The sequence below is a fragment of the Robinsoniella sp. KNHs210 genome, assembly GCF_000686105.1.
Classification (GTDB): domain Bacteria; phylum Bacillota; class Clostridia; order Lachnospirales; family Lachnospiraceae; genus Robinsoniella; species Robinsoniella peoriensis.
Genome location: NZ_JMLZ01000002.1, coordinates 77,038 through 88,808 on the forward strand (window position 1 = coordinate 77,038; position 11,771 = coordinate 88,808).

Annotated in this window: 7 protein-coding genes; 4 read left to right on the forward strand and 3 right to left on the reverse strand. The window is 44.2% G+C overall.

Annotated features, from left to right (window positions below; translation table 11 throughout):
• The first annotated feature begins 5 nt into the window (after positions 1-5).
• A complete protein-coding gene (locus CD03_RS0107260) occupies positions 6-4,664 on the forward strand; it encodes a lectin like domain-containing protein (protein ID WP_027293072.1) in 4,659 nt (1,552 codons plus the stop codon).
• A 148-nt stretch (positions 4,665-4,812) separates the two neighbouring features.
• Here the strand turns inward: CD03_RS0107260 and ade are convergent, their stop codons facing one another.
• Positions 4,813-6,510: an adenine deaminase gene (gene ade / locus CD03_RS0107265; RefSeq protein ID WP_027293073.1), complete on the reverse strand. Its 1,698-nt coding sequence runs from the start codon at positions 6,508-6,510 to the stop codon at positions 4,813-4,815.
• Between the two features lie 172 nt (positions 6,511-6,682).
• On the opposite strand from ade, the gene CD03_RS0107270 reads away from it, so the two are divergent.
• The 3 genes from CD03_RS0107270 (at position 6,683) to CD03_RS0107280 (ending at position 9,955) form a co-directional block, all read left to right on the forward strand.
• Positions 6,683-8,059: a monomethylamine:corrinoid methyltransferase gene (locus CD03_RS0107270; RefSeq protein ID WP_027293074.1), complete on the forward strand. Its 1,377-nt coding sequence runs from the start codon at positions 6,683-6,685 to the stop codon at positions 8,057-8,059.
• A 66-nt stretch (positions 8,060-8,125) separates the two neighbouring features.
• Complete coding sequence (locus tag CD03_RS0107275) at positions 8,126-9,679, forward strand: hypothetical protein (protein ID WP_027293075.1); 1,554 nt, start codon at positions 8,126-8,128, stop codon at positions 9,677-9,679.
• Positions 9,680-9,691: 12 nt separating this feature from the next.
• Complete coding sequence (locus CD03_RS0107280) at positions 9,692-9,955, forward strand: hypothetical protein (protein WP_027293076.1); 264 nt, start codon at positions 9,692-9,694, stop codon at positions 9,953-9,955.
• Between the two features lie 61 nt (positions 9,956-10,016).
• Here CD03_RS0107280 and CD03_RS0107285 read toward each other — a convergent pair whose 3' ends face one another.
• Positions 10,017-11,189, reverse strand: coding sequence for a DUF6179 domain-containing protein (locus CD03_RS0107285; protein WP_027293077.1), 1,173 nt, complete (start codon positions 11,187-11,189; stop codon positions 10,017-10,019).
• The gene (locus tag CD03_RS0107290) at positions 11,182-11,637 is read right to left on the reverse strand and encodes a DUF6323 family protein (protein ID WP_063837237.1); all 456 of its coding nucleotides are present in this window, start codon (positions 11,635-11,637) and stop codon (positions 11,182-11,184) included. Before CD03_RS0107290 ends, CD03_RS0107285 begins: the two co-directional genes overlap by 8 nt.
• Positions 11,638-11,771 lie beyond the last annotated feature (134 nt).

Sequence of the window (11,771 nt, forward strand, 5' to 3'; positions counted from 1 at the left end):
ATTTTTTGAAAGAGAAAAAATTATTACAGTATATCGGTAAATTTACACAGACGGCAGCACTTTCCCTATTTTTCTTATCGGCTGTTTCACTGACAGCGTTTGCTGAGAATGAGACGCCGGAAAGACTGGGCAGTGACCAGAAACCGGAAATTTCTGATATGGGGCATATCCCAAGCGGAATTGACCAGCAGTTTTATAATTATGAGGGGAGAAGCAGACGCAGGACCAGATCTGTTTTGCCACAGCAGTTTGATCTGCGGCAGCAGACGTTGGCTTCCCCTGTCAAGAACCAGAGTCCCTGGGGCAGCTGCTGGGCATTTGGGACACTTTCTGCTATGGAAAGTTCTGTTATGGTACAGGCAAGTGGGAGTAGAAGTACGAATGCAGAAATCCCGGACTATTCAGAAAGACATCTGACCTGGTTTTCCTATCAGCAGCAGGAAGGGGAAGGAATTATTTCCTCAAAGGGGCAGCCTTTTGACGTAGGAGGAAACCGTCAGATAGCTACCGGACTTTTGTCTTCCTGGGCAGGCGTGGAGTTGGAATCGCAAGTGCCCTACCTGACAGGAAAATCACAGGTCTGGTCGGTGGATAAGGAAAAACTTTACGATTCCGCTGGACATCTGCAAAATGCAGATTTTCTTCCCGGAACGGCTGTTTTTGATAACTATGTTGCAAAGAGCGGATATAGGCTGGACCGGGATGCAGTTAATACAATAAAAAAGGCTCTGATGAATAACGGGGCAGTGGATGTATCGTATTATGCAGATCAGAGCAGACCGGATCAGACTTCGGTCAATGGCACTTATATTAACAATAAAACTTATGCTCAGTATACGGATCAGTATTTAACAGCCAATCATGAGGTATCCATAGTAGGGTGGGATGATGACTATTCAGCAGACAATTTTCTGCCGAACCGCCGTCCTCCGGGAAACGGAGCGTGGATCGTGAAAAATAGCTGGGGCAAAAACTGGGGAAATGAAGGCTGTTTTTATTTGTCTTATTATGACCAGTCTATCTGTGAATTCACCAGTTTTTATCTGGATCTGCCGGATAATGAGGGAAATTACCGGTATGATCACAATTATCAGTATGATTTTTTAGGAATGAAAAGCGTTTATGGTATATTGAGATATCCTCAAAGTAAGGTGATGGTTGCAAACGTATTTACAGCGGGGGCATATGAAACATTAAAGGCTGTTTCCGCAGTTACCACAGAGCCAGGATCAGAGGTCCGGGTTCAGGTTTATAAAAATCCTGAGGGGGATAATCCACAGAGTGGAATGCTTGTGGCAGAACAGACAGAAACCGTTTCCTATGGAGGATACCATACCTTAGAATTAGAGAAACCTCTTCTTCTGCAGACGGGCGACCAGTTTTCCGTGGTACAGTTAATCACCGGAGATAAGGGAAGCTACGTACCTCTGGAACTTGCATCTACGTCACCTGTGTTCGGAGGTGAAGCTTTTACGAATGCTAAGGTAGAGAAAGGGCAAAGTTTCTGGAATCAGGGAAATGGCTGGACGGATTTAGCCGAAAATCCATATAAAAGTAACAATGTGTATTCCGGAAATGTTATGATCAAAGCATTTACAGTTGATAATGCAGTTACCGCCAGGGTAAAGTCGGTTACGGTTGACAGCCTGGATTCCCGTATGCAGGAAATCGAAAGCGGAATCAGCGCAGAAGTGTCGGATTCACAGGAAGTTCAGATTACCTTGCCGCCTGCTTCTGCATTTGTAAGGATACATCCGGTTTTGGAAGATCAGGGTGAAGTTGAAATACAGATAGACGATCAGATTTATAATGGGGAGGATGCAATTCCCAGATCGGCTTTCGAGGATAAAATTGTGACGGTTGTGGGAAAAGGCCAGTCCGGCAGCATCTGCTACAAGTATCGGTTTACTGTCCCGGATACGGTATTAACGGATAACGGGGTGACATTGACTGACAGCCGCAGTTATCTGCCAAAAGGTGTGAATTTCAGCGCACGGGTCTGTGATATGGAAGAAGGAATCTATGATGAGATCCGTGAGAGCCTGAGCAGGATCGGGGGCAGATTATTTACTGTTTATGCAATCAGTACTACCGCAGACGGAAATGAAATTTCTTTATCCAGTGAAGAAAATGTCGTGCTGCATTTTCCAAAGCCTCTGGAATATGAGGAGGACAGAACCAGGCTATTTGCGGTAAGGGTTACGGAGGATCGTCTCCTGACCGAGATTTCTGATATGGAAGATGGCCTTCAGGCGCCGGTAAATCACATTGGAAATGCTTATTATGTTGTGGCTGAAACGAAAAAAAGCGCACAAAATCCACCTGCACAGGCTGAAATCGCTGAGTTACCGGATGCAGTGACGGATTATAGTATTGTGGTGAAAGTTGTGTATGGGCAGGAGTATTCCATTGACAATGGAGGAAACTGGAAGATGGCTGAACAGACAGAAGGCGGATTTAGCGGACTGTTTGAAGGATTACTCCCTGGTACAGATTATCAGGTAATTACGAGATTTGCTGAAACAGAGGATACCGCTGCCAGCAAACCGTCCGTTCCTCTGCATGTGCGAACCAAGAATGCGCCGCCTCAGGCACCGGACGCACCGGCTGTCCTGGAAAGGCTGGACAGGAAAATTACGGTTCAGACAGTGCCGGGGCAGGAATATGCCATTAAGCTGTCAGCGGAAGATAATTACGGGGAATGGCAGGCAGAAGGCATTTTTGAAGGACTGAACCCGGAAACGGAATACGATATCATAGCCAGAATCTGTGAAACGGATACTGCCATGGCAAGCAGTGCAGGTAATCCGGCACAGGCAAGAACAAAGGTGGAGCCGCCGGCGGCTGTGGAAAAACCGCAGTTATTATATGCAACGGATAATAGTATAACAGTCCAGGCAAGACCGGGGCAAGAATATATATTAATAGACCAAGTAAGTGGGGAAGAGGTCATAGATGTGTTATCAAGTGCAGGAGATGATGCTTTAAATGCTGCTGCAAATAAACCGGAGAATTTCATAAATGATGGTGCAAACTGGCAGGAATCTGGAATTTTTACAGGGTTACAGCCGGAGACGGAATATCTGATCTTTGCAAGGAAATCGGGAACAGAGACGGAAATGCCCGGAAAAGTGAGCGAAGGGCTAGTGGCAGAGACCATGAAAGTGGCGCCAGATGCAGTTTCTGCGCCTGTAGTGATAAAACGTACAGATATATCTGTGGAAGTGGAAACCCAGCCAGGCCAGGAATACAGTATAAAAGTTTCGGGGGAAACGGAGTTCGCCCAATGGCAGGACAGCGGATTATTCGAAAGACTGGAACCTGGAACTGAGTATGAGATTGCCACACGCATAGCAGAAAACGGAAAAACTGCGGCAGGAAATACCAGTGAAGTATTGTCCTTGCGAACGAAAGATAGTGCGCCCCAAGCGCCAGCGGCACCGGAAGCAGCCGGGCGATTGGATCACAGCATTATAGTAAATACAGTACCGGGGCAGGTCTATGCGATTACAACAGAAAGCAGCATAAATGGGGATGCACTCATTTGGCAGAGCAGCGGAATATTTGAACGATTGGAAGATCAGGCATGGTACTATATTTTTACAAAGCAGGCGGAGACCGATACAGTGATGGAAAGTGCTGTCAGCGAACCTTTACCGGTTCTTACGCTGCAGTCTTCGGCAGAAGCGCCGGATGTACCGCAGCTGAAATCTGCAGGAAGTGACTTTATAACAATAAAGGAAATGAGCGGTCAGGAGTATTCTATTAACGAAGGCAAGAACTGGCAGCGGGGCAGTACGTTCAGCGGACTTGTACCAAATCGTATCTACCGGGTTATAACCCGGTTATGCAGGACAGCAGACAAAATGGAAAGTCCGGTAAGCCAGGCATTGGATGTGAGAACTGACAAACGTAATGCCGTGGCGCCTGCGGCGCCCGTATCTATAGGAATAACGGAGACTGCGGTTACCATAAGAACGGTGAATGGTCTGGAATACTCCATTGATGGAGGAAAAAGGTGGCAGAACGGCGGTGTATTCTCAGGTCTGAAGCCTAATACAAATTATCGGGTTCATGCTAGGTCGAAAGAAAATGAAATTTATAAAGCGAGTCCATTAAGTCAGGTTTTGTCAGTTACCACAAAAAAGATTTCGGAATTTCAGGTTATCCTGAATGGTAACGGAGGCAAGACAGACATATCGTCCTTTAGGGTAAAAAATGGGAACCGTTACGGCAGTCTGCCAACCCCAAAGAGATCCAAATATGCATTTAAAGGGTGGTATACAGCGAAAACAGGAGGAAAGAAAATAACTTCAGGTTCCGTAGTATCACTTCAAAAGAAGCAGACACTGTATGCACATTGGTCAAAGGTAAGCACTGCCAGGGTAAGTTCCATTAAACTGTCCAATTCAAAGAAAAGGCAGCTGGCTGTAAAAATAAAGGATGTGAAGGGAGCAGGCGGATATCAGATCTGTTATGCAGAAAACGCATCTTTCAAAAAGAGCAGAAAATCAGTAAACACGACGAAAACGAGCAAGAAAATCAGTAAGCTGAAAAAGGGCAGAACCTATTACGTAAAAGTCCGGGCTTATAAAAAGGATTCCTGCGGTAAGAAAATCTATGGAAAGTACAGTAAAGTAAAAAGGATTGTGATAAAAAAATAGAAGGTATGCCAGTAGCCTTTGGAACTAATGTGCAGATATTCCGATCTGTCCATAACGGTATAATCAAATGCCCGTATGGAACGATTGGAATATCTGCATTTTTTTCAGTAGTTTTTAGCAACAAATCCATGGTTTTCTTTATTCGATTTTAATCTATAAACTTCTGTGCCGTACTGTCAAAGAGTCCCAGGTCTGTAAGGCGGATTTCCGGAATTACCGGAAGTGCCATAAAGGACAGTGTTATAAATGGGTCAAAATATTCGGGGATACCCATTTCATGTGCCAGTTTTAACATTTTGGAAGTGATTTCACTGGTAACTTTTCCGGAAGCGGTGCTCATAAGACCAAATAAAGGAAGGGGCAGAGATGCCAGGACCTTGCCCTTTGAAGCGATTACATATCCCCCCTGAATCTGTTTTAAATGGTTTATGGCGGCGGCAAGATCCTGGTCATTGTCTCCGGCGGCTATAATATTATGACTGTCATGAGCTACGGTAGTGGCAATTGCCCCATCTCTAATTCCAAAACCTTTTAAGGGGGCAATGGCGATATTTCCGGTTCCCCTGTGCCTTTCCACAACGCATAGCTTCGTATAGCCGTCTCCCGGACAGAAGAGTCCGTCTTTGGCTGGAACCTGAGCGATTACATTTTTAGTAAGGATCTGGTGTGGAACCATTTCAATAACATGCATGTCTTCTTTACAGGGCAGTGCTAACTGTGAGGTAGTAATTTCCTGGAAATGTACGGTATGCAGCAGGTCTGCGGGAATGGGAATGTCTTCTAACTGCTCCATCCACTGAGGGGTCACCAGGCGCCCGTCTTTATATACGGAGGATACCGCAAAATTTTCCAGGTCATCCAGAATCAGCAGGTCTGCATGGTATCCTGGAGCTATGGCTCCGTAACCGGTAAGACCGTAGGTTCTGGCCGTATGTATGCTTGCCATGGCAATGGCAGCAGCAGGTTTCAGGCCAAGGGCAATGCTTCGGCGTACACAGTGGCTGATATGGCCTTCTTTCCAGATATCCTCCAGATGCTTATCATCGGTGCACAGGAGAAATTGATCCAATGGCAGCTGGCTTTGTACCAATCCGGGGATGATGCCGTCGATATTTTTGGCAGCACTGCCTTCCCGTACCAGAATTTTCATGCCAGCGCGGCATTTTGCCAGAGCTTCTTCAAAATGTACGCATTCATGATCTGTCGCGATTCCGGCACATGCATAGGTCTGAATTTCCTGTCCGGAAAGTCCCGGCGCATGTCCATCTGCTGTTTTTTCTTTAGCCAGCTCTAATTTTTCAAAGATGGTGGCATCTCCTGATAGTACCTGGGGAAAGCACATAACTTCGCCCAGCCCTAACACACGGGGATGATGGATATAAGTATGAATATCTTCGGCTTCAAATTTGGCACCATTTGTCTCAAATGGTGTTGCAGGTACCGAAGAGGGAAGCATAACGAATAAATTTACCGGCAGCTTTGCGGCGGCTTTCAGCAGATAGTCAATAGCTTTGCTTCCACATACGTTTACCATTTCATGGGGATCTGCAATAAGCGTTGTAGTTCCATCCGGCAAAACAGATTTTGTCATTTCGCAGGGGGTTACCATGGAGCTTTCGATATGCAGATGGGCATCCATTAACCCCGGACAGAGATACTTTCCACTGCAGTCGATTTCACTGCTTCCGTGATAAGAGCCAATGCCCACAATCATGCCCTGGTAAACAGCCACATCTGCAGCATAAATCTCCTGAGTAATTACATTAATAATTTTTCCGTTTTTAAAGACTGTATTAGCCGGGATCCTGCCGGAAGCAGCCTCGCATAAGGTTTGTTTTGATGTCATAATTAGAAACCTTTCCTGAATTATATTTGTTTTTTCATAGGCGGAATTACCGTTTACCGGCGCCTGTGAACAGTAATACGATTCTTTTGTAACAGTCTAACACAGAGATTATTCTGTTGCAAGTTGAAGGAGCTTTCTGCTATAATGATTACACAAACGAAGGAGGAAAAACATGGATACGAAGAAATTTTTAGAAATTTGTGCAAGAGGAAAAACAGGTCCTGCAGTGGAAAAAGATGATTGGGATCTGGACTACATCATCGACGGAGTAAGGGATTTGGTTGAGGATTATGACTTTAGCTGGGATAAACAAGTCATTATTCCAAATGATGAAAAACTGTTGGATGATATGTTCGAAGCAGCAAAAAAACTGATCGTAGATCTTGGTATTTACAATATGAGTACAAAGCGGATCATTCATTTTGAAAAAGAAGAGATTGAAGAAGGTCTGAGAAATATGAAGACCGAGCTGGTAATGGGGGAAGGCAAAGATGCGGTAACTTTGAAAGCCCGAAAAATAGAAGATGAATCCTTACCGGTTGTATGGGCAGGAAACCCGGGATGTCCGACACCGGAATCCTTATATTATCCCATTATTTTAAGTGCTGCAAAGGAGCCGGTCATTGACCTTTTGACTTGCGGATCATTAGTAGATGTAGATGGTTATGCGGTAACCAGCGGTGATGTAACGGAAGTTGTGGCAGTGCGCCGCGAAATGGAATATCTTCACAAAGCCCTTAAGGAAGTCGGAAGAGAAGGAATGGGGCTTTTAGCGGCAGAAAGTGCTGTTACAGAAGTTGGAGATTATGCGGCAGTTGGAGAAAAGCGTCTTCGTCCATGCGATTCCCATCTGGTTGCAATGTTTAATGAATTAATGATTGATAACGGTAATTTAGTCCGCGCAGCAAATTCACTGGACTATGGAATGAAGAATGCATCCCTGGCATGTACCATGGTTGGTGGTCTTGCAGGGGATGCTCCGGGAGCAACGATTGTCATGCTGGCATCCATAATGGCAGCGAATCTGGTCTGTATGGCGGATTATCATCTCTGTCATCCGATCCATATCCAGGATGTGGCAACCACAGCAAGAGGCTGTCTGTGGCTCCAGTCTGTACTCTGCCAGACATTTGCCAAGAATGCTCCGGCAATTATAGTATGCGATCTTTGGCCAAGCAGCGGCGCTATGACAAAAGAACTGTTGTATGAAGTAGCCGCAAATACAATCGTGGTTACCGTCAGCGGCGGGCATCTGGAAGGACTGGGATCTGCAAATGGAAATAAACCAAACGGAACCGGGCTGGAAGTGCGCCTTATGGGTGAAGTGGGCAAAGCGGTTGCAAAACAAAAGATGACGCGTGAAGAGGCAAATGAAATTGTATTAAAACTGCTGGATAAATATGAGCATGTATTCCGTATGGAAGACGGAAACTGCGGAAAGCCATTTAATGAAGCATATGATATGGAGACAATTACCCCGCTTCCGGAATGGCTGGCAATGTATGAGGAAGTAAGAGCAGAACTTACAGAAATGGGTATTCAGTTTTAGAATAAATGGATGAGTTGTATTGAACTTTGATAAAAGAAAAAAGGACAAAAGAGAGAGGAAAGAAAAATGAATACAAAAGCAATGCGCTTATTTAAGACAGAAGATGTAGGCGGCGTAGTTTATTCTTTCGTGGGAAACCTGGTCAATTACATTATTATAATTTACGCATTACAGGGTATTGGATGGACAGATGATATCATCTATGGCAGAGTGGTTCCGGGATTGTCCATCGGACTTATGGCCAGCGGTTTTATCTATGCCTATATGGGCAGAAAACTGGCAAAGAGAACAGGAAGAACAGATGTCACCGCACTACCTTCCGGTGTATCCACTCCGGCGATGTTCGTCTATCTGTATGGAGTTATTTATCCGCTTCATTATGCCGGGCTGTCACCGGAAGAATGTTGGACAGCAGCAGTTGCAGCCTGTTTTCTGGGAGGATTTATTGAGTTAATCGGAGGATTTGTTGGACCGTATATCAGAAGAATTATTCCCAGAGCAGCTATGCTTGGTGCAGTTGCGGGAATTGGTCTCGTATGGATGGCAACGGTTGGTTTATTTGAGGTTTATCATGATCCCGTATTGGGAATGCCGGTTCTTATCATTGCAATTATCGGTTTAATCGGCGGTTATGTATTTAAGAAGAAGATCCCTATGCTTTTGGTATCCGTGGTCTTTGGTGTGGTGTACGCTATCTGTCTTGGAAGAGTACAGATTGACACCTCTACAGTCGGAGTAGTACTTCCATATTTCTCCGGAGCAAATATACTGGCCGGATTTAAACTGATTGTGCCGTATCTGGGAGTTATTATCCCGATTGAAGTATATAACTTTATCGAAACCATGGATAACGTGGAATCCGCCATTGCAGCAGGAGATGACTACAATGTGGGACATGCTCAGATTGCGGATGGGTGCTGTACGATGTTATCTGCATTGTTTGGTGGAATTATACCAAATACAGTATGGCTGGGTCACCCGGGTCTGAAGAAAAGCGGAACAGGAACCGGATATTCATGGGTTACCGGAGTACTGTTTGGAGCATCTGCGCTGTTTGGCGTTTATGGATTCTTCAATTCTCTGATGCCTGCAGTGATAGCATCCATAACCTTCTTATGGTGTGCAATTCTGATGGTAGTCCAGTCCAGCACAGATGTGCCTAGAAGACACGGCGCTGCAGTTGCCATTGCACTGATTCCGCATATAGCGGACGTTTTGTATACATATGTACGAGATGCCTTAGGTTCTTTTGGAATCTTTTTGGAAGATACCCTTACGATGAACAGCAGTGATACGGTTTCTCAGACCATGCTGAATTACGGAGTCACCTGGCATGGTGTTGCAGCAATGCGACATGGGGCAATTCTTACCAGTATACTCTGGGCAACGGTTGTGGTATTCATCATTGACAGAAGACTGGATAAGGCAGGATATGCGCTTATCATAGCATCCATACTGTCGTTCTTTGGATTTATGCATGCCCCAATGCTGGGATTTGGGATCGATACAATGTCCTTCCCGTATGCTGTAGGGTATCTGATCTGCGCTGTAATCTGCTTTATTTTCCATTTTACACACAAGAAGCTGATGGATGTGCCGCGCAGATATGATTACGTATAGGAGGAAATTAGAATGGATGTTAAGTGTGTCAGAGTATTAAGACCTTATGAAAAAGCAGATGATAAGAAAAAAGTGATTTATATTGATGAGGATGCAAAGTATTCTCTGATGAAAGAATGGGGAGATAAAGTATTTATCAAAGGACGCAATGATGTCAGGGACGTAGAAATCCAGCCCCTAAAAGAACTGGATCAAAACGGTTTTATTGCCCGGGCAGGACAGCAGTTAATTGATGAGCTTTATATTGAGTATGGGGAAGAAGTCATGATTATATAAGTGTATTTTATGAGGGAGCAGCGATTGAGCTGCTCCTGCTTTTATATATGTGCCAAAATTTTTATATACGTGCCAAATATTTTTCCCATTCTTCCAGCGGGCTGCCGAAGTCTTGTTTGAGCTTTATATTCGCTTGCAGAGCATCCGCCTCCGGCGGTGAAAGAAGCTGAAATACTTCCGGATATTCCGCATCCCAGAAACATTCTTTTAAAACTTCTTCCAGGTCGCTCAGGGAATGGATCTGTTCCCGTATCATCCCGATCTTATCGGAAAGATACCGGCATTCCTGCATCTCTTCAATGAATAACCGCAGTTTTTCATCATCCATCATTTCGCCATCTTCAAATTCAGATACAGGTACAGTCACATCAGCGGACCGTGAAACAAAGACATGGCCGATTTGACCTAATTGGATATATTGATATAGGGATTCCTGGAATAATTCCAGTGCACAGGAAAGAAAGGAAACCAGTTCTTCTTCTTTTTCCAGGGAAAGTTCCAGAATTAAATGCGCAAGTGCTGACCGTAAAAGACGTTTTAGCTGTACCTTGGTAAAAGCGGATAAATGGCGGTAAAGCCTGGATCTGATCCGTGGGTGGATGTCAAGCATATAAACGCTGGTATTGCATAATACACAGCCGATCGCATTTTGAAATACAATCTGAAAAATGTTAACCAGAAGATTTTCAAAATCACTATGGTAGCCCCGCAATACCTCCCTGATAACAGATACAGAAAAATAAGATAAAAAGGTTTCTTCCAAATGAAATCTGTGCAGATATTCTGCTATGAAATCAATTCCTGTCAGTTCCTCTATTTCTAAACAGAGAGGATAATCAATGGAGCCGGGGCTTAGATGTGCTCCAAAATAAACATCATAATCATGGAAGAATGGAGGAATACCGGTTAAGATGGTCCGTTTGTAAACATCGTTTTCGATGGGAAGTAAATGTGCCTGAATATGTTCCAACAGGTACCGTGACTCATCCAGTAACTGCTGTTTGTGTTTCAAACCGGATGAAAAACGCTCCTCGACAGACTCTGTTCCTGTTATAAGATTCATAGAGGAAGCATTTGTATCTTCCAGACAATACAAAATAGAAAGAAGAATCTGCCTGGCAGTTTCGTTTGTAACAGAGGTACTTTCAGCACTGGTATATTTTCGAACCCTTTTTGCAAGAAGGGGAAGCACTTCTTCCAGGGTGACATCAGAGGGGAATTGGCTATTATTCATCAAATTGTCCTTTCCATCCTTTTCGGATTTTACGGCAGAAATGATTCAGGCAGGTGTCTTCCAGGTATTCCAGTGAACCTTCGCATTCGCCTTCAAAGTGTACTTTCATATAATGAAGAAGTTCGTCATCGCTTAATTCATCGAGAGACTCATTTTTGTACAGGTAAAAAATATTCTGAAGTGATATAAGAGTATCCAGATAATTGTCCTGATAAATGTAAGAAGAGTCACAAAATTCATAGATCAGTTTTGGAAGAATACCACCCTCAAATTCAATACGTCCAAATTCTGTCAGTACATCTCGGCGGCATTCCATAAGCTGTGCAGCATCTTCTTCCGAGAGCGCAATACCAAACTGCTGAGTGTATTGGTTACAGGATACCAGGTTAGTGAGAAAATTTTTTTTACCGGCATTTAACAGGAGTGAAGTCAGTGCGGATTCATTCATAAGAATATCCTTTCTATTTATAAAGTTCTGAGGGAGAGTATTCCCTCAGAAATTGACAGGTATATAATATATACACCCTTAGAATTGTAACTGCAAGACTTGAAAAAATCTCGATTTTGTGGTAATATAATAGC

What these genes read in the sequence shown, in the direction of transcription:
- ade (WP_027293073.1), bottom strand. Translation starts at nt 6,510, where the DNA reads ATGACATCAAAACAAACCTTATGCGAGGCTGCTTCCGGCAGGATCCCG.
- CD03_RS0107290 (WP_063837237.1), bottom strand. Translation starts at nt 11,637, where the DNA reads ATGAATGAATCCGCACTGACTTCACTCCTGTTAAATGCCGGTAAAAAA.
- CD03_RS0107275 (WP_027293075.1), top strand. Translation starts at nt 8,126, where the DNA reads ATGAATACAAAAGCAATGCGCTTATTTAAGACAGAAGATGTAGGCGGC.
- CD03_RS0107285 (WP_027293077.1), bottom strand. Translation starts at nt 11,189, where the DNA reads ATGAATAATAGCCAATTCCCCTCTGATGTCACCCTGGAAGAAGTGCTT.
- CD03_RS0107270 (WP_027293074.1), top strand. Translation starts at nt 6,683, where the DNA reads ATGGATACGAAGAAATTTTTAGAAATTTGTGCAAGAGGAAAAACAGGT.
- CD03_RS0107280 (WP_027293076.1), top strand. Translation starts at nt 9,692, where the DNA reads ATGGATGTTAAGTGTGTCAGAGTATTAAGACCTTATGAAAAAGCAGAT.